This window comes from Streptomyces lasalocidi, assembly GCF_005280215.1.
GTDB classification, from domain to species: Bacteria; Actinomycetota; Actinomycetes; order Streptomycetales; family Streptomycetaceae; genus Streptomyces; species Streptomyces longwoodensis.
On sequence record NZ_SZNQ01000001.1, the window covers coordinates 5,115,554 to 5,131,998 of the forward strand.

Below are 16,445 nucleotides of genomic sequence, written 5' to 3' on the forward strand. Positions count from 1 at the left end.
CGCGGAAAACGAGGGTGGGCTGGACATGGACGTGATGCCACTGCTTCTGCTGGTGGCGGCGAGCGCGGCGATCGCCGCCGGGGCCCGGCGCACCCCGGTGCCGGCGCCCCTGCTGCTGGTCGCGGTCGGACTGGCGGTGTCGTACCTGCCCGGAGTGCCCGACTACACCCTCGACCCCGAGGTCGTGCTGCCGCTGCTGCTGCCGCCCCTGCTGTACACGTCGGCCGTCGACAGCTCCTACCTCGACCTGCGCGCCCAGACCCGGCCGGTGGCCCTGCTGTCCGTCGGGTACGTGCTGTTCGCCACCCTCGTCGTCGGCGCGGCGGCCTACCTGATCGTGCCGGGGCTGCCGCTGACCGCGGCACTGGTGCTGGGCGCCGTGGTGGCGCCGCCCGACGCGGTCGCGGCGACGGCGGTGGCCCGCCGGGTCGGGCTGCCGTCGCGGATCACCACGATCCTCCAGGGCGAGTCCCTGCTGAACGACGCCACCGCGATCACCGCGTACAAGGTGGCCGTCGCTGCCGCGGTGGGGGAGGGGGCGTCCTGGGCGGGCGGCATCGAGGAGTTCCTGATCGCCGCAGTCGGCGGCGTGGCCGTGGGCCTGGTCCTCATGGCACCGCTGCACTGGCTGCGCACGCACCTGCGCGAGGCGCTGATGCAGAACACCCTCTCGCTGCTCATCCCGTTCGTCGCCTATGCGACCGCCGAGCAGTTCCACGCCTCCGGGGTGCTCGCCGTGGTCGTCGTCGCGCTCTACCTCGGCCACCGCGCGTGGGAGGTCGACTTCGCCACGCGCCTGCAGGAGGAGGCCGTGTGGAAGATGGTCGCCTTCGTCCTGGAGTCGGCGGTCTTCGCCCTGATCGGCCTGCAGCTGCCGGTCGTCCTGCGGGGCCTCGGCGCCTACGAGGGCCTGGACGCCGCCTGGTACGCGGTCGTGCTGTTCCTGGTCGTCGTCGCGGTGCGCTTCGCCTGGGTGTACCCGGCCACCTTCCTGCCCCGGCTGCTGTCGGCACGCATCCGCGCGCGCGAGGAGAACCCGACCTGGCGGGCACCGGTCGTCATCTCATGGGCCGGCATGCGGGGCGTGGTGTCGCTGGCCATCGCCTTCTCCATCCCGCTGACCGTGGACCACGGCGAGGGCGCCTTCCCGCACCGCAACCTCATCCTGTTCCTGACCTTCACCACCGTGATCGGCACCCTGGTGGTGCAGGGGCTGACCCTGATCCCGCTGATCCACCTGCTGAAGTTCCCCGGCCGCGACCGGCAGGCCGAGACCCTCGCCGAGGCCAACGCCCAGGCCCAGGCGTCCCTGGCCGCCGAACAGCACCTCGGCGAACTCCTGTCCGACGAGCGCAACGCCCTGCCGCCCCCGCTCGCCGACCGGCTGCGCACGGTCCTGGAGCGCCGCCGCAACGCCGTATGGGAGCGCCTCGGGCAGACCAACCCGGTCACCGGCGAGACGGTCGACGACACCTACCGCCGCCTGTCCCGGGAGATGATCAGCGCCGAGCGCGCGGTCTTCGTCCGCCTGCGCGACGGCCGCTACATCGACGACGAGATGCTGCGCACGTTGCTGCGCAGGCTGGACCTGGAGGAGGCGGCGGCGTACCGCGAGACGACGTAGCCCGGCCCGTGCGGTGACGGCGCCGTCGCTCAGCCGGTGAAGGGCGCCCCGGTGACCACGGCCGCCACCGTCGTGCCGGGGGCGAAGGCGCCCTCCTCGGTGAGGACCAGCAGGGCGTACAGCAGCTTGGCGACGTAGACGGGCTCGACGGGCAGGCCGTGGCGCCGGCCGAAGTCCGCGGCGAACGACGCGAGCGCGGGCGTGGTGCGCGCGTAACCGCCGCAGTGGAAGCGCTCGTCCAGGCTCCACGCGCCGCGCGGACCGCCGAATGCGTCGGCCTGCAGCGCCCGTATCTCCCCTGCGAGGAAGCCGCCCTTGAGGACCGGGATGCCGAGCGCCCGCCGGCCGGGGCCGAGGCCGGCCGCGAGTCCGGCCAGCGTGCCGCCCGTGCCGCAGGCGACGGCGGCCACGTCGGCGTGGTCGCGCAGTTCCTCACCGAGCGCGGTGCAGCCGCGCACCGCCGCCGCGTTGCTGCCGCCCTCCGGGATCACGTGGGCGTCCCCGGCATTCGCCGAGCGCAGGATCGCGGCGAGCGCGTCCGGCTCGTGCTTGTGGCGATACGTCGACCTGTCGACGAAGTGCAGCCGCATGCCGTCGGCCGCGCAGCGGGCCAGGGAGGGGTTGAGGGGACGGCCGGCCAGCTCCTCGCCGCGCACCACCCCCACCGTGGGCAGCCCGAGGAGGCGGCCCGCGGCGGCGGTGGCCCGCAGGTGGTTGGAGTAGGCGCCGCCGAAGGTGAGCAGCGGGCGGCCCGCCGCGGCCCGCAGGTTGGGGACGAGCTTGCGCCACTTGTTGCCGACGAGGTCCGGGTGGATCAGGTCGTCCCGCTTCAGCAGCAGCCGCACCCCGCGCCGCGCGAACCGCTCGTCGGCCACCTCCTCCAAGGGGGACGGCAGCCGCGGGGCGAGGGAGTCGACGCTGGTCACGCACCCATTGTGGCGCGCCCTCGCGGGGGCGGGGACGGGCCACGGGCGTCCCCCGTCCCGGCCGCGTCACTTCAGCCGGGCCCGGATCCGCTCGCGCAGCCACGTCATGGAGAAGCCCCGCGGGTCCACCTTGCCGGGCTGCCACTCCCGGTGGCCGATGACCGACCGCTCCGTCCAGCCGTGGTGGCGGCACACCGCCGCCGCGGCCCGCTCGACCGCCTCCAGCTGCGCCGGCGGCCAGGGGTCCTCGCCGTCGCCGAGGTTCTCGCACTCGAAGCCGTAGAAGTAGCGGTTGCCGTCGGTGTTCGCCTCGTTGTCCGGCGGCAGCCCCCTCTCCGCGATCACCGCGCGCAGGACGTCGTCGTCGCCGAGCCCGGCGTGGTTGGCGCGGCCGTGGCCGACGAGGTGGACGGTGCCGTCCTTGGTGATCACGCCGTGGCACAGTGGCCCCGGCAGGTCGTCGTACCCGGTGCGGCACAGCCCCACCGTCCGCGCGGATCCGTGGGTCACCGTGTGGTGGATCATCACGCCGTGGACGGGCCCCCAGGGGCCCTTGTGGTTGCGGTTGTGGTGTCGCCAGTCGCCGACCTCGACGACGTCGACACCCTCGGCCCTCAGCCGGTGCAGGAAGTCGTCCGCGGACAGGGGAGTGGCCATGCCGCCTCCTTCGTGCCGTTCCCACGGCGGCCGCGGGACGCGGCCGCCTGGTAGCGCTTCTACCGGAGACGGCCCGGGGCGGGCACCTCGCTCGGTCAGGTCCGGTCCGATACGGACAGTCTCGGCATCCGTGCAGGCCGGAGGGGGTTCCAGCGGCCCGGGGAAGGGCCCGCGGAGAGGGCGGGTCCTCCTGTCTTCCCAGTCGGCGGACGGCCCAACCCCGCTCTTTCGTGTAATAGCACCGGCACCGTGCGTGCTGGAACGCTGAGGGGGAGATCGATACCGGGCGCAGCACGGCCCCGGTGCGAAGGTGCGTCACGGGAGGGCAGTTCTCTATGTCGGTAGGCGAAGAGGTCCGCACGGAGCAGGGCAGGCCGCAGCAGAGCCTCGGCACCGCGGCCGCGCGGAACCTGGCCACCACCACCAAGTCCGTACCGCAGATGCAGGAGATCAGCTCCCGCTGGCTGCTGCGGATGCTGCCCTGGGTCGACGTCCACGGCGGCGCCTACCGGGTGAACCGGCGCCTGACGTACGCGGTCGGCGACGGCCGCATCACCTTCGTGAAGACCGGGGACCGCGTCGAGGTGATCCCCGCGGAGCTGGGCGAACTCCCCGCGCTGCGTTCCTACGACGACATCGACGTCCTCGGCGAGCTCGCCCAGCGCTGCCGGCAGCGGGAGGTCGGCCCCGGCGAGGTCATCGCCTCCTTCGGCAGCCCGACCGACGAGGTGTACCTGCTGGCCCACGGCCGGGTCGAGAAGGTCGGCACCGGCCCCTACGGCGACGACCAGGTGCTCGGCGTCCTCGCCGACGGCGCCCACTTCGGCGACCAGGCGCTCCTCGACGCCGACGCCATCTGGGAGTACACCGCCCGCGCGGCCACCGCCTGCACCGTGCTCACCCTGTCCCGCAGCGACTTCGAACAGGTCCAGGAGCGCGCGGACTCGCTGCGGGAGCACGTCCAGCGGCAGCGCTCGATCCCGGAGCAGCGCACCAACCGCCACGGCGAGAAGGAGGTCGCCCTCGCCTCCGGCCACTCCGGCGAGCCCGATCTCCCGCATACCTTCGTGGACTACGAGGCCCGGCCGCGCGAGTACGAGCTGAGCATCGCCCAGACCGTGCTGCGCATCCACACGCGGGTGGCCGACCTCTACAACCAGCCGATGAACCAGACCGAGCAGCAGCTGCGGCTCACGGTCGAGGCGCTGAAGGAGCGCCAGGAGCACGAGCTGGTCAACAACCGCGAGTTCGGCCTGCTGCACAACTGCGAGTACGACCAGCGGATCCAGCCGCACGACGGCGTGCCCAGCCCCGACGACATGGACGAGCTGCTCAGCCGCCGGCGCGGCACCAAGCTCTTCCTCGCCCACCCGCGCGCGATCGCCGCGTTCGGCCGCGAGCTCAACAAGCGCGGACTGGTCCCGGAGACCATCGACGTCGGCGGCAACCGGATCCCGACCTGGCGCGGCGTGCCCCTCTACCCGTGCAACAAGATCCCGGTCACCGAGGCCCGGACCACCTCGATCATCGCGATGCGCCTCGGCGAGCAGGACCAGGGCGTCATCGGCCTGCGGCAGTCCGGCATCCCGGACGAGATCGAGCCGAGCCTGTCGGTGCGGTTCATGGGCATCAACGAACAGGCCGTCATCAACTACCTGGTCACGGCGTACTACTCGGCCGCCGTCCTGGTCCCGGACGCCCTCGGCGTCCTGGAGAACGTCGAGGTGGGCCGCTGGCGCTGACCCCCGCGGCCCGCGCGCCCCGCTCCCGCCCCCCGGGCGGGGGCACCGCGGGTGCCCGTGCCGTACCCCGGCGCCGCCCGCGCCACCGCCCGCGGACCCTGCGAGGGAGACCACGTGACCGACTTCGTCTCGGAGAGCAGACCGACGAGCCCCTGGGACGGACAGGAAGCCACCGCGATCCTGGTCGGCGCCCGGACCGCGGTCGACCCGGAGCTGCGCGCGGCGCTCGACGCGCTGCCCACCGGGATGCGCAGGGTCGCGCGCTACCACTTCGGCTGGGAGCACGCGGACGGCACCGTGGCGACGGGAAACGCCGGCAAGGCCGTCCGGCCCGCGCTGGTCCTCACCGCGGCGGCCGCGCTCGGCGGTCCCGCGGCCCGTGCGGCGGCCGCGCGGGCGGCCGCGGCGGTCGAACTCGTGCACAACTTCACGCTGTTGCACGACGACGTGATGGACCGGGACACCACCCGCAGACACCGGCCCACCGCCTGGACGGTGTTCGGCGTCCCCGACGCGATCCTGGCCGGCGACGCCCTGCACGCCCGGGCCCTCGGACTGCTCGCCGCCGATCCGCACCCGGCGTCCGCGGCGGCCGTCGCACGGCTCGCGGCCTGCGTGGTCGAGCTGTGCGAGGGCCAGCAGGTCGACACCGCCCTGGAGCAGCGCCACCCCGGCGAGGTCACCCTCGACGAGGTGCTCACCCTGGCCGAGGCCAAGACCGGCGCGCTGCTGGGCTGCGCCTGCGCCGTGGGCGCGCTGTACGCGGGGGCGGCGCCCGGGGACGTGGACGCGCTGGACGCGTTCGGCCGTGAAGCGGGGCTCGCCTTCCAGCTCATCGACGACGTGATCGGCATATGGGGCGACCCCCGGCACACGGGCAAGCCGGCCGGCGCCGACCTCGCCGTCCGCAAGAAGTCCCTGCCAGTGGTGGCCGCGCTGACCTCCGGCACCCCGGCGGCGGCCGAACTCGCCGAGCTGTACGCCCGGCCGTACGCGGCCGCGGACCTGGAGCGCACGGTGCTGGCCGTCGAGCGGGCGGGGGGCCGCGACTGGGCGCAGGCCCAGGCCGCCGACCGCATGGCCCGCGCGGTGTACGAGCTGACCCGGGCGATCCCGGAGCCGGAGACGGCGGGCGGCCTGCTGGCCCTCGCGGAGTTCGTGACCCGGCGCAGCGTCTGACGCCCGGCACCCGACCCCGGGCCTCCGGTGCGGTGCGGCCCTGACACCGCACGGCCACCGGGAACCCGGACCGGCGGGTCCCGCGCATCCCCATCGGTCGCGGGGCTCACCGGGCTCAGCCCTGCTTGCGGGTCCTGGACCTCAGCCCTCCGGCACCACCGTCGCCACGATCCGCTCCACCAACCCCTCGGGCACCTCCACCCCGGGCAGTACCCCGTCGAGCACCCCCGGCAGGGTCAGGTGCTCCAGGATCAGCCCCAGCATGGCCAGGTAGAGGACGACGACCGTGCCGTCGCCGCCGGGCAGCCCCGCGTCACGGTGGAAGGCGATGCCGAAGTCCACCTCCCCGCGCACCGACGCGGTGAACGAGGTCCGCAGTTCGGGGCGTCGGGTGGCCTCCAGGCGCATCTCCAGCAGGGCGAGGTAGCCGGTGCGGTCCCGCACCACCCGGGACATCAGGTCCCGCATCAGCGCGGTGACCAGGGAGCGGTCCCGGGGCCTGGTCATCAGCTCCCCGAGCACGTCGGGGTCCGGCGCGAGCCGTGCGTGCAGGCGGGCGTCGATCTGGCGCAGCAGGTCGTCGCGCGAGGCGAAGTAGTTGGAGGCCGTGCCGACCGGCACCCCGCCCGCCGTGTCCACCGCGCGGAACGTCAGCCCGCGCGCCCCTTCCTGCGCGAGCACCGTGATCCCGGCGTCCACCAAGGCCGCCCTGCGCTCCGGATTGCCCGCCATGCGGCACCCCTCATCTCGTGCGTGCGGGGAACATCGTCCCAGCCCTTGCCACCACTACATCTGAAGTACTATAACTGAAGCACTACAACCGCAGTGGTTGTGGGTGCGGCCTACGAAACGAGATCCGCTTGCGAAAGCTCACCTACTTCGTCGCCTGTTCGCTCGACGGGTTCATCGGTGACCCCGACGGTGACGCCACGGCGATGATGTCCTTCCTCGACGAGGAGTTCCTGCAGTACCTGCGCACGGAGGCGCCGGACACCCTGCCCACCGCCGCCCGGCGGGCCTTCGGCATCGACGACCGGCCGAACGAGCGGTTCGACACGGTCATCCAGGGACGCGGCAGCTACGAGGTCGGGCTGAAGGAGGGGATCACCAGCCCCTACGCCCACCTCCGCCAGTACGTCGCCTCCCGCACGCTGGGCGTCTCGCCCGACCCGGCCGTGGAAGTCGTCGCGGACGACGTGGTCGGCACGGTCCGCGCGCTGAAGGCGGAGGAGGGCGCCCTGGGCATCTACCTCTGCGGCGGTTCCCGGCTCGCCGGTGAACTGCTCGGCGAGGTGGACGAGTTGGTCATCAAGACGTACCCCCTGGTCTACGGCCGCGGGATGCCGATGTTCGGCACGTCCGGCGTCGACGCCACCGCGTTCGCGCTGGACGGGGTGCGCACGTTCGGCAACGGCGCGCTGGTGCGGACGTACCGCAGGAAGCGCTGAGGCGCGGGCCGTCCTACGCTGGGGCCATGGACAGGGAAGAGCGCGTCTGTCCGGCCTGCGGACAGTCCGTCGAGACGGTCGTGCGGCGGTACAAGACCCTCGGCGCCTGGGTGCCGCGCTGGGGTCCCGGCCCGTGTCGCAACCCCGGGTGCGAGGCGTACCGGGCGGAGGACGGCGAGGACGCCCCGCACGCCACGCACACCCCGCACACCGAGCCGGAGCGCAGGCCCGTGGGTGCCGAGGAGCCGGACCCGCCCGTGGAGCCCGAGGCGTACGGGGAGGCGGCGGGGCGGTCCTGACCGGCCGCGGTGCCGTTCCGCCCCGGGCGCCCGGTGCGCGTCCCGCGCGGTAGCGTGCGCCCATGACCAGCGAAGAGCCCCCCGTCCTGCACATCACCGAGCGCCGGCTCTGGGAGGCGGCCCGCGACCGGGGCGACTACACGTGGTCCACCCGGGGCCGCACCCTGGAGGAGGAGGGCTTCATCCACTGCTCCACCCGCGCCCAGCTCCCGCGCGTCGCCGCCTTCCTGTACGGCGCCCCGGACGCGCCCGACGACCTGGTGGTGCTGGTCGTCGACCCGGCCCGGCTGGACGTCCCGCTGGTGTACGAGGCCGTGGAGCCGGGTGGTGAGGAGTTCCCGCACGTCTACGGGCCGATCCCGGTCGGCGCCGTGGTCGAGGTGGAGGACTGGCACTGACCGCGGGCGCACCCCCGCCGGGCCGGCCCTAGGGAGTGTCTTGCCGATCACGCCGGGCTCGCGGCGTCTGGCACCGCACCTCGCCGCGTTGTCGTCGGTTTCCCCCGCTCTCGGCTCCGCTCGAGCGGGAGGGGCCCCCACCGCTCCGCATCGCCGCCCTCCTCCGCCTTGCGATGCACGGCACCAGACGCCGCTCCCTGATCCAGCCTGATCGACAAGACACCCCCTAGGAGGCGGCCGGCAGGCCGCCGGTCTCCGGGTCGCGGCCGGTCAGGCAGTAGGTGCCGCCCGTCGGGTCCCGCATCACGGTCCAGTGCGGCTGCTCGGCGACGAGGACCGCGCCGAGCCGCTCGTGCTGGGCCCGTACGCCCGCGACGTCCGCGCCGCAGGCCAGGTCCAGGTGGGCGGAGGCCGGGCGCTCGGCGTCCAGCCGCTGGAGCAGCAGCCGCACGGGCAGTCCGGCGGGCGGCGCGACCACGTGGAACTCGGGCCGGGACCCCGCCCGGGACGTCCAGTCGGGCAACAGGCTGCTCCAGAAGGCGACTTCGGCGTCGTAGGCGGACGGCGGGACGTCCAGGCAGACCTGGTCCAGGCGGCTGCCGGCCACCACCGGCGGCCGTACCGCCTCCCCGAGCCACGGCACCGCGCAGAACAACTGCCCACCCGGTGAGGCGAGGACGGTCCAGTCGTCGTGCGGGGCGACCGGCCGCGCCCCCAGTGCCCGGGCCCGCTCGACGAGCCCCGGCACGTCCTCGGCGCAGAGGTCGAGGTGGGCGCCCCCGTCACCGCCGTCGACGCCCTGCAGCTTCACGCAGGGGTCGGTGCCGTCGGTGAGGAGGGTGGCGAACTCCCCGTGGTCACCGCGGGGTTCGGACAGCCGCGTGCCGGTCACGGCCGTCCAGAAGGCACCGGCGGACGCGAGCCGCTCGCGGGGTCGGTCGACGAACGCGTACACCCAGCGCACGTCCGCGCTCTCAGCCGAGGTCACGTCCCCAGGATGACACGAGGGTTCGCCTCCCCTTCGCCCGGCATTGGCCTCGCTCTGCTTGCCTGGGGGGATGGATCACATCACCTTCCTGGTGGCGGTGGTCATCGTCACGGCGCTGGCCTTCGACTTCACCAACGGATTCCACGACACGGCGAACGCGATGGCCACCTCCATCGCCACCGGTGCGCTCGGTCCCAGAACGGCCGTCCTGATCAGCGGGGTCCTCAACGTCGTCGGTGCCTTCCTGTCAACCGAGGTGGCCCGGACCATCTCCGGCGGCATCGTGGACGACACCCTGGTCACCCCCGGGATGATCTTCGCGGGGCTGATCGGCGCGATCCTGTGGAACCTGCTGACCTGGCTGGTCGGCCTGCCGTCGAGTTCGTCCCACGCGCTGTTCGGCGGGCTCGTCGGGGCGGTCTGGGTCGGGGCGGGTTCCCACGGGGTGCACGTCGACAAGGTGGTCGAGAAGGTGATCGTCCCGGCGCTGGTCTCGCCCCTGGTGGCGGGCGTCGCGGCCCTGGTCGCCACCTACGGCGCGTACCGGCTCACGGCACGGGCCCGCCGCAAGCCGGTGGCCGACGGCTTCCGGTACGGGCAGATCGCCTCCGCCTCGCTGGTCTCGCTGGCGCACGGCACCAACGACGCGCAGAAGACGATGGGCGTCATCACCCTGACCCTGATCTCGGCGGGTGCGCTCGGCCACGACGCCGGTCCGCCGCTGTGGGTCATCGGCGCGGCGGGGCTCTCCATCGGCCTGGGCACCTACCTGGGCGGCTGGCGCATCATCCGCACGATGGGCAAGGGGCTGACGGAGATCAAGCCGCCGCAGGGCTTCGCCGCCGAGACGGCGTCCACCACGGTCATCCTCACCTCCGCCCACCTGGGCTTCGCCCTGTCCACCACCCAGGTGGTCTCCGGCAGCATCCTGGGCGCCGGGCTCGGCCGCCGGCTCGCCGAGGTCCGCTGGGGCGTCGCCGGCCGGATGCTGGTCGCCTGGCTGGTCACGCTGCCGTCGGCGGCCCTGGTCGGCGGTCTCGCCGCGAGCGTCGTCACCCACGGCGGCAACGCCGGCGCGGCCGTCGTCGCGCTGGTCGGCGCCGCCCTCGCCGCCGGCATGGTGCTGCTCTCGCGCCGCAACCCGGTGCACGCGGCCAACGTCAACGACAGCCACGAGGTCCGCATCGGCAACCCGACGCCGGCCCACGTCGGCACGGCCGCCTGAGACGCGGGGAGCGGGAAGAGATGGAACTCGACTGGAGCGCCCTCGGCCAGGTGGCCGCGGTCAGCCTCGGCGTCACCGTCGCGGTGGTCGTCGTCTTCGCCCTCGGTGTCCTGGGCCTGTCCCGGGAGGAGGACGCGCGGCAGGGGGGCGGCGGCTCGTCCGCCCTCGGACGGGCCCAGGCGGCCCTGTGCTTCCTCGCGTGCGCCGCGGTGGTGGCGTACGGCATCTACCTGATCGTCCCCCAGTTCCACTGAGCTGCCGGGCCCGGCGCCCGGGGTTGGACACGCCGGGCCCGGGTGGCGCAGGATCGGGGGCATGATCAGGCCCGCCGGAGTGCACGACGTCCCCGAGATTCGCGCGATGGTCCGCGAACTCGCCGCGTACGAGCGGGCCGAGGAGCAGGCCCGCGCCACCGACGAGCAGCTGCGCCGGGCGCTGTTCGGCGACCCCCCGGCCGCGCACGCGCTGATCGCCGAGGACGACGCCACGGGGGAGACCGTGGGCTTCGCGCTGTGGTTCCCCCGGTTCTCGACCTGGACCGGCACCCGGGGCATGCACCTGGAGGACCTGTACGTACGGCCGCATGCCCGCGCCGCGGGCCACGGCAGGGCGCTGCTCGCCTCCCTCGCGGCCCGGTGCCGGCGTGACGGCTACGAGCGGTTCGAGTGGTGGGTGCTGGACTGGAACGAGCCGGCGATCGGCTTCTACAAGTCCCTCGGCGCCGAACTCCTCGACGAGTGGACGGTCTGCCGCCTCTCCGGCGGCCCGCTGGCGGACCTGGCCGCCCAGGCCCCGTCCGACGCCCCCTGAGGGCCCCCACGCACGGCGAAGGGGCCCGGCCGACTGCGACCGGGCCCCTTGCGGAGCCGCGTGAACCGCGGTGGTGCACCGACCGCGGTCGAACGGAAGACCTGGGCGTCAGGCCTGGTCAGGCCTTCTTGGTCTCCCAGAAGATCTTGTCGATCTCGGCGATGAGCTCCAGCGCCTTCTCACCGGTCTTCGGGTCCGTCGAGGCCTTGGCGGCCGACAGGGCCTTCAGCGTGTCGTTGACCAGCTGGTGCAGCTGCGGGTACTTCTCGAAGTGCGGCGGCTTGAAGTAGTCGCTCCACAGGACCGACACGTGGTGCTTGGCGAGCTCGGCGCGCTGCTCCTTGATGAACGTGGCGCGAGCCTGGAAGTGCGGGTCGTCGTTGGCGGCCATCTTCTCCTGGACGGCCTTCACGGACTCCGCCTCGATGCGGGCCTGGGCCGGGTCGTAGACACCGCAGGGCAGGTCGCAGTGCGCGCTGACCGTGACCTTGGGGGCAAACAGGCGGGAAAGCATGGAGCATTCCTTCCTCGTGATCGTCTTCTCAGGTGGGACATTACTCCCTGAGGGACCGGTTTTTGCGAGTGCCCCCTTGGGATTAGGACAAAAGTCCGGGGTCAGACTGGGACTGGTGGAGGAACGGACAGGGGAGGTGCCGGCGATGCCGGAGCCGTCGCAGGAGACCGGGCGCGGACGGGCGGCCGCCCCGTTCGGGCTGGCCGAGGTGTCCGGCCCGTCCATGGTGCCCACGCTGTACCACGGCGACCAGCTGCTGGTGCAGTACGGCGCCCGGGTGCGGCCCGGTGACGTCGTGGTGCTGCGCCACCCGTTCCAGCAGGACCTGCTGGTGGTCAAGCGGGCCGTGGAACGCCGCGACGGCGGCTGGTGGGTCCTCGGCGACAACGCGTTCGCCGGCGGCGACAGCACGGACTACGGCGCCGTCCCCGACGACCTGGTCCTCGGCCGGGTCCGCTTCCGCTACCGCCCGCCGAGGGGCGGCCGGCGCTCCCCGCTCGCGGTGCTGCGCTGGGCGCTGTCGGCGGCCAGGCCGGTGCTCTCGGACCGGTCGGCCTCCAGGCGCTTGCGGGCCCGGTAGGCGGCCACGTTCGCCCGGGTGGCGCAGCGGTCGGAGCAGTAGCGCCGGGAGCGGTTGGTCGAGGTGTCCAGGTAGGCGTTGCGGCACGGGGCCGCCTCGCACAGGCCGAGCCGGTCGACGCCGTACTCGGTCAGGTGGAAGGCGAGGCCCATCGCGGCGATGGCGGCGTAGCCGGCGGTCGCGTTCGACGGGTGGTCCGCCAGGTGCATGTGCCACAGCGGGCGGTCGTCCTCGTCGCGGTGGTCGTGCCCGGAGATCTGCGGGCTCACCGGGAACTCCAGCAGCAGCGAGTTCAGCAGGTCCACGGCCAGCGTCTCGTCGCCCCCGTCCGCCGCCTCGAAGACCGCGCGCAGCCGGGCCCGGACCGAGCGGAAGCGGGTGACGTCGGCCTCGGTGGCGCGCCGGGCCGCCGACTGGTTGCCGCCGAAGAGCTCACGGACGGCCTCGACCGTGGTCAGCCCGTCCGTGCCCCGGGCCGGCTCCTCGGTGTTGACGAGCCGGACGGCGTAGTCCGAGTAAAAGGCCAATTCCACTTGTCGTCCTTACGGAGGGGCCCCGTGGCCGAGGTACGGGCGGGTAACGGCTGGTGGTCCCTCCAGGGTATTACGGGTTGCCGGGGTCCCCGTCGCGGTCGCGGCGGCACGCCGAAGGGGCGGTACGGGACCCTTCCCGTACCGCCCCTTCGAGTCGCTCCGCCGGAGCCGCGCCTACAGCACCTTGGACAGGAACGCCTGGGTGCGCTCGTGCTGCGGGTTCGTCAGGACCTCGCGCGGGTCGCCCGACTCGACCACCACGCCGCCGTCCATGAACACCAGGCTGTCGCCCACCTCGCGGGCGAAGCCCATCTCGTGGGTGACGACGACCATCGTCATGCCCGACTCGGCGAGGTCGCGCATGACGTCCAGGACGTCACCGACCAGCTCCGGGTCGAGGGCCGAGGTCGGCTCGTCGAACAGCATCAGCTTGGGGTCCATGGCCAGCGCCCGGGCGATCGCCACCCGCTGCTGCTGACCGCCCGACAGCTGCGAGGGGTAGTTGCCGGCCTTGTCGGCCAGGCCGACCCGGTCCAGCAGCTCCCGGGCGCGCTCCCGGGCCTGGGACCGGCTCGCGCCCTTGACCTGGACGGGGGCCTCCATGACGTTGTCGAGGGCCGTCATGTGCGGGAACAGGTTGAACCGCTGGAACACCATGCCGATGTCCCGGCGCTGCAGCGCGACCTCGCTGTCCTTCAGCTCGTACAGCTTGTCGCCCTTCTGGCGGTAGCCGACCAGCTGGCCGTCGACGTAGAGCCGCCCGGCGTTGATCTTCTCCAGGTGGTTGATGCACCGCAGGAACGTCGACTTGCCGGAGCCGGAGGGGCCGATGAGGCAGAACACTTCGCCGGAGCGGACCTCCAGGTCGATGCCCTTGAGCACCTCCACCGCACCGAAGGACTTGTGGACGCCCTCGGCCTTCACCATGGCGTTCATGCGACGCTCCTCTTGCCGCCCACGCTGAACAGGTTGGCCTTGATCTTCTGCCACGGGGTGGGCGGCAGGCTGCGGGTCGAGCCGCGGGCGTAACGGCGCTCCAGGTAGTACTGGAAGACGCTGAAGATGCTGGTCATGACCAGGTACCAGATGGAGGCGACGAACAGCATCTCCATCACGGCGTACGACGTGGAGCCGATCGTGGAGGTGGCGCGCAGCAGCTCGTTGTACGTCACCGCGTAGACCAGCGACGAGGTCTTCAGCATGTTGATGAACTCGTTGCCGGTCGGCGGCACGATCACCCGCATGGCCTGCGGGATGACGATGCGGCGCAGGGTGCGGCCGTGGCTCATGCCGAGCGCGTGCGCGGCCTCCGTCTGGCCCTCGTCCACGGCCAGCAGGCCGGCCCGGCAGATCTCGGCCATGTACGCGGCCTCGTTCAGACCCAGACCCAGCAGGGCGCACATGAACGGCGTCATGACATCCGTCATCTCGTCCTTGTAGATCGGACCGAGGTTCAGCATCGGGAAGATCAGCGCCAGGTTGAACCACAGCAGCAGCTGGACGTAGACCGGCGTGCCGCGGAAGAACCAGATGTAGACCCAGGCGACCCAGCTCGTCACCGGGTTCTTCGACAGCCGCATCACGGCCAGCACGATGCCCAGGACCACGCCCATGACCATCGCGAGAACGCTGATCAGCAGCGTACGGCCGGCGCCCGCGAGGACGGTGGAGTCGAACAGCTTGTCGCCGACCGCGTTCCACTGGATCTTCTCGGCCGTGGCGAAGGCGTTGATCAGCAGGGCCACCAGGGCCAGCACCACGACGGCGCTGACGTAGCGGCCCCAGTGGCGCACCGGGATGGCCTTGATGGCCTCCGGAGGGACCCGGTCCGTGCCGGGGTCCTTGGCGACGGTGGCCGACGGCGTCGCGTCGGCCGGCGTCTTGTCGAACTTGTCAGTCACCGTGACTGCCCTTCAGTGCTTACGGGGACGGTCACTTGCCGCCGTTGACGGCGGCCTTGTCGAGGGAGCCGCTCTGGGCGCCCCACTTGTCGAGGATCTTCTTGTACGTGCCGTCCTCGATGATGGCGTTCACCGCGGCCTCGAGGGCGCTGGTGAGCTCCTTGTTGTCCTTGTTGACGGCGATGCCGAAGGGACCGGCGTCGACCTGCTCGCCGACCACCTGGAAGGCGTTGCCGCCGTCGGCCTTGCGGGCCAGGTCGACCGCGACCGGGTAGTCGTTGACGCCGGCGACCGCGCCGCCCGACTTCACGCGGGTCTGGGCCTCGGTGTCGTTGTCGAAGGACTCGATCGTGATCTTCTTCTTGCCGCCGTCCGTACAGGTCTTCGACTGCTTCTGCAGCGCCTGCTCGTACGTGGTGCCCCGCTGGACCGCCGCGGTCTGGCCGCACAGGTCCTCGATCGAGTTGATCTTCTTCGGGTTGCCCTTGGCGACGTACACGGCGGTGCCGGCCTTGAAGTAGTCGACGAAGTCGACGCCCGGGCCGAGCTTCTTGCCCTTCTCGTCCAGGCCGTTCTGGCGGGCCGGGGTGTCGGTGATCGAGGAGATCGCCACGTCGTAGCGGCCGGAGTTGAGCGACGTGATCAGGCCGTCGAACGAGCCGGAGGTGAACTGGAAGGTCACGCCCAGCTTCTCGCCCAGGGCTGCGGCGATGTCCGGGTCGACACCGACGATCTTGCCGCCCTCCTGGTACTCCATGGGGGCGTACTCGGCGTTGGTGCCGACCTTGATCACGCCCGCGTCCTGGACCTTCTTGGGCAGCTTGGAGAACAGGGGCGCGGCGTTGGCCTTGCCCGACTCGGAGGAGCCCCCGTCGCCGCCGCTGTCGGTCTGGTCACCGCACGCGGTGAGCAGCAGGGCGCCCGCCACCGCGAGGGAGCCGACCGCTGCCAGGCGGGTACGCGTGGCGGTCTTGGAGCGGGTGGAGCGTGCGGTCATGGTGGGTTCCTCCGGCGGATGGATGAGGTGCCGATGGTCACGGCGATTGCCGATGGGTCGACGAGAACACACACCTTCGGGTGTCGCGACCTCGTGTGATTACGGCATCTTGCCATTCGGACTACGCCATTCAGGGGGGCAGCCATGTCAAAATCGGATAACGGGCGACACCCGAACTGCACCAGTCCGCTCCATCATGACCGGATCTTCTGCGGGAATCCCTCCTTCCGGCCGGAAAATCTCCGGCGCGACGTCCGATCCGCTCACAGCTGCCGCTTTTCAGCCGATGCCCCGAGCGCAGGTCAAGGGTTTGTCCAGTTCCTGGCCGTATTTTTCCCATGAGTCATGTCACTGGAAGAGGACGGTCCTGTCTCCTCCGGGTGTGCCTGGGGGCGCGCCGGTCGGAACCCCGTGGGGCTCTGTCGGACGTCCACAGTTCATGGGATGTGACCTTGCACCGAATGGACTCGTCCTCGGCGCCGTCCGTCCGGTAAGAAGGTGATTCACACCCCTCATCCGGGGCTCAGGGCGCGTGTGCGGCGCGCCGTCGTGCACCCGCCCGTATGCATCGACAGGGCGGTGCGCGGTCCCGCCCGCTCCTCAACCAGGAGCGGCCACCCTCAA

Annotated in this window: 19 protein-coding genes; 10 read left to right on the forward strand and 9 right to left on the reverse strand. The window is 72.3% G+C overall.

Annotated features, from left to right (window positions below; translation table 11 throughout):
- Nucleotides 1-25: 25 nt before the first annotated feature.
- The gene (locus E4U91_RS23185; RefSeq protein ID WP_137308616.1) at nucleotides 26-1,624 is read left to right on the forward strand and encodes a Na+/H+ antiporter; all 1,599 of its coding nucleotides are present in this window, start codon (nucleotides 26-28) and stop codon (nucleotides 1,622-1,624) included.
- 29 nt (nucleotides 1,625-1,653) lie between these two features.
- On the opposite strand, the gene E4U91_RS23190 is transcribed toward E4U91_RS23185, so the two are convergent.
- Both E4U91_RS23190 and E4U91_RS23195 read right to left on the reverse strand, forming a co-directional pair.
- Nucleotides 1,654-2,550, reverse strand: a complete 897-nt coding sequence (locus tag E4U91_RS23190) for a 1-aminocyclopropane-1-carboxylate deaminase/D-cysteine desulfhydrase (protein ID WP_137308617.1) — start codon at nucleotides 2,548-2,550, stop codon at nucleotides 1,654-1,656.
- Between the two features lie 66 nt (nucleotides 2,551-2,616).
- On the reverse strand, nucleotides 2,617-3,207 hold the full coding sequence (locus tag E4U91_RS23195; protein ID WP_137308618.1) for an N-acetylmuramoyl-L-alanine amidase: 591 nt from the start codon (nucleotides 3,205-3,207) through the stop codon (nucleotides 2,617-2,619).
- 335 nt (nucleotides 3,208-3,542) lie between these two features.
- On the opposite strand from E4U91_RS23195, the gene E4U91_RS23200 reads away from it, so the two are divergent.
- On the forward strand, nucleotides 3,543-4,949 hold the full coding sequence (locus E4U91_RS23200) for a family 2B encapsulin nanocompartment shell protein (protein ID WP_137308619.1): 1,407 nt from the start codon (nucleotides 3,543-3,545) through the stop codon (nucleotides 4,947-4,949).
- A gap of 114 nt (nucleotides 4,950-5,063) precedes the next feature.
- Complete coding sequence (locus E4U91_RS23205; RefSeq protein ID WP_174867853.1) at nucleotides 5,064-6,128, forward strand: family 2 encapsulin nanocompartment cargo protein polyprenyl transferase; 1,065 nt, start codon at nucleotides 5,064-5,066, stop codon at nucleotides 6,126-6,128.
- Between the two features lie 141 nt (nucleotides 6,129-6,269).
- On the opposite strand, the gene E4U91_RS23210 is transcribed toward E4U91_RS23205, so the two are convergent.
- Nucleotides 6,270-6,860: a TetR/AcrR family transcriptional regulator gene (locus E4U91_RS23210; RefSeq protein WP_137308621.1), complete on the reverse strand. Its 591-nt coding sequence runs from the start codon at nucleotides 6,858-6,860 to the stop codon at nucleotides 6,270-6,272.
- Nucleotides 6,861-6,988: 128 nt separating this feature from the next.
- Between E4U91_RS23210 and E4U91_RS23215 the strand changes: the two genes are divergently transcribed.
- The 3 genes from E4U91_RS23215 (at nucleotide 6,989) to E4U91_RS23225 (ending at nucleotide 8,273) form a co-directional block, all read left to right on the forward strand.
- Nucleotides 6,989-7,576, forward strand: coding sequence for a dihydrofolate reductase family protein (locus tag E4U91_RS23215; protein WP_137308622.1), 588 nt, complete (start codon nucleotides 6,989-6,991; stop codon nucleotides 7,574-7,576).
- Between the two features lie 26 nt (nucleotides 7,577-7,602).
- A complete protein-coding gene (locus tag E4U91_RS23220) occupies nucleotides 7,603-7,875 on the forward strand; it encodes a hypothetical protein (protein WP_137308623.1) in 273 nt (90 codons plus the stop codon).
- A gap of 62 nt (nucleotides 7,876-7,937) precedes the next feature.
- Nucleotides 7,938-8,273 (forward strand): DUF952 domain-containing protein, encoded by a 336-nt coding sequence (locus tag E4U91_RS23225; RefSeq protein WP_137308624.1) that lies wholly within the window; start codon nucleotides 7,938-7,940, stop codon nucleotides 8,271-8,273.
- A gap of 226 nt (nucleotides 8,274-8,499) precedes the next feature.
- On the opposite strand, the gene E4U91_RS23230 is transcribed toward E4U91_RS23225, so the two are convergent.
- On the reverse strand, nucleotides 8,500-9,261 hold the full coding sequence (locus E4U91_RS23230; protein ID WP_174867854.1) for a VOC family protein: 762 nt from the start codon (nucleotides 9,259-9,261) through the stop codon (nucleotides 8,500-8,502).
- A gap of 70 nt (nucleotides 9,262-9,331) precedes the next feature.
- Between E4U91_RS23230 and E4U91_RS23235 the strand changes: the two genes are divergently transcribed.
- The 3 genes from E4U91_RS23235 (at nucleotide 9,332) to E4U91_RS23245 (ending at nucleotide 11,296) form a co-directional block, all read left to right on the forward strand.
- The gene (locus E4U91_RS23235) at nucleotides 9,332-10,486 is read left to right on the forward strand and encodes an inorganic phosphate transporter (RefSeq protein ID WP_137308625.1); all 1,155 of its coding nucleotides are present in this window, start codon (nucleotides 9,332-9,334) and stop codon (nucleotides 10,484-10,486) included.
- A 20-nt stretch (nucleotides 10,487-10,506) separates the two neighbouring features.
- Nucleotides 10,507-10,740, forward strand: coding sequence for a hypothetical protein (locus tag E4U91_RS23240; RefSeq protein WP_137308626.1), 234 nt, complete (start codon nucleotides 10,507-10,509; stop codon nucleotides 10,738-10,740).
- Nucleotides 10,741-10,801: 61 nt separating this feature from the next.
- Complete coding sequence (locus E4U91_RS23245; RefSeq protein ID WP_137308627.1) at nucleotides 10,802-11,296, forward strand: GNAT family N-acetyltransferase; 495 nt, start codon at nucleotides 10,802-10,804, stop codon at nucleotides 11,294-11,296.
- Nucleotides 11,297-11,414: 118 nt separating this feature from the next.
- Here the strand turns inward: E4U91_RS23245 and sodN are convergent, their stop codons facing one another.
- Nucleotides 11,415-11,810 carry a superoxide dismutase, Ni gene (gene sodN / locus E4U91_RS23250; protein ID WP_067236940.1) on the reverse strand — a complete coding sequence of 132 codons (396 nt, stop codon included), beginning with the start codon at nucleotides 11,808-11,810 and terminating at the stop codon, nucleotides 11,415-11,417.
- Nucleotides 11,811-11,955: 145 nt separating this feature from the next.
- Here sodN and sodX point away from each other — a divergent pair, with 145 nt between their 5' ends.
- A complete protein-coding gene (gene sodX / locus E4U91_RS23255) occupies nucleotides 11,956-12,390 on the forward strand; it encodes a nickel-type superoxide dismutase maturation protease (RefSeq protein WP_137308628.1) in 435 nt (144 codons plus the stop codon).
- Here sodX and E4U91_RS23260 read toward each other — a convergent pair.
- The 4 genes from E4U91_RS23260 to E4U91_RS23275 form a co-directional block, all read right to left on the reverse strand.
- Nucleotides 12,273-12,923, reverse strand: a complete 651-nt coding sequence (locus E4U91_RS23260) for a CGNR zinc finger domain-containing protein (RefSeq protein ID WP_137308629.1) — start codon at nucleotides 12,921-12,923, stop codon at nucleotides 12,273-12,275. The two genes, sodX and E4U91_RS23260, sit on opposite strands and share 118 nt — an antisense overlap.
- Before the next feature lie 174 nt (nucleotides 12,924-13,097).
- Complete coding sequence (locus E4U91_RS23265) at nucleotides 13,098-13,859, reverse strand: amino acid ABC transporter ATP-binding protein (RefSeq protein ID WP_137308630.1); 762 nt, start codon at nucleotides 13,857-13,859, stop codon at nucleotides 13,098-13,100.
- Nucleotides 13,856-14,824, reverse strand: a complete 969-nt coding sequence (locus E4U91_RS23270; protein WP_137308631.1) for an amino acid ABC transporter permease — start codon at nucleotides 14,822-14,824, stop codon at nucleotides 13,856-13,858. Before E4U91_RS23270 ends, E4U91_RS23265 begins: the two co-directional genes overlap by 4 nt.
- A gap of 31 nt (nucleotides 14,825-14,855) precedes the next feature.
- Nucleotides 14,856-15,821, reverse strand: coding sequence for an ABC transporter substrate-binding protein (locus E4U91_RS23275; RefSeq protein WP_137308632.1), 966 nt, complete (start codon nucleotides 15,819-15,821; stop codon nucleotides 14,856-14,858).
- Nucleotides 15,822-16,445: the final 624 nt, after the last annotated feature.

Bases quoted from the DNA above. Each gene is read 5' to 3' on its own strand.
- E4U91_RS23185 (WP_137308616.1), top strand. From the start codon at position 26: ATGGACGTGATGCCACTGCTTCTGCTGGTGGCGGCGAGCGCGGCGATC.
- E4U91_RS23195 (WP_137308618.1), bottom strand. From the start codon at position 3,207: ATGGCCACTCCCCTGTCCGCGGACGACTTCCTGCACCGGCTGAGGGCC.
- E4U91_RS23200 (WP_137308619.1), top strand. From the start codon at position 3,543: ATGTCGGTAGGCGAAGAGGTCCGCACGGAGCAGGGCAGGCCGCAGCAG.
- E4U91_RS23210 (WP_137308621.1), bottom strand. From the start codon at position 6,860: ATGGCGGGCAATCCGGAGCGCAGGGCGGCCTTGGTGGACGCCGGGATC.
- E4U91_RS23220 (WP_137308623.1), top strand. From the start codon at position 7,603: ATGGACAGGGAAGAGCGCGTCTGTCCGGCCTGCGGACAGTCCGTCGAG.
- E4U91_RS23225 (WP_137308624.1), top strand. From the start codon at position 7,938: ATGACCAGCGAAGAGCCCCCCGTCCTGCACATCACCGAGCGCCGGCTC.
- E4U91_RS23235 (WP_137308625.1), top strand. From the start codon at position 9,332: ATGGATCACATCACCTTCCTGGTGGCGGTGGTCATCGTCACGGCGCTG.
- E4U91_RS23240 (WP_137308626.1), top strand. From the start codon at position 10,507: ATGGAACTCGACTGGAGCGCCCTCGGCCAGGTGGCCGCGGTCAGCCTC.
- E4U91_RS23245 (WP_137308627.1), top strand. From the start codon at position 10,802: ATGATCAGGCCCGCCGGAGTGCACGACGTCCCCGAGATTCGCGCGATG.
- sodN (WP_067236940.1), bottom strand. From the start codon at position 11,810: ATGCTTTCCCGCCTGTTTGCCCCCAAGGTCACGGTCAGCGCGCACTGC.
- sodX (WP_137308628.1), top strand. From the start codon at position 11,956: ATGCCGGAGCCGTCGCAGGAGACCGGGCGCGGACGGGCGGCCGCCCCG.
- E4U91_RS23265 (WP_137308630.1), bottom strand. From the start codon at position 13,859: ATGAACGCCATGGTGAAGGCCGAGGGCGTCCACAAGTCCTTCGGTGCG.
- E4U91_RS23275 (WP_137308632.1), bottom strand. From the start codon at position 15,821: ATGACCGCACGCTCCACCCGCTCCAAGACCGCCACGCGTACCCGCCTG.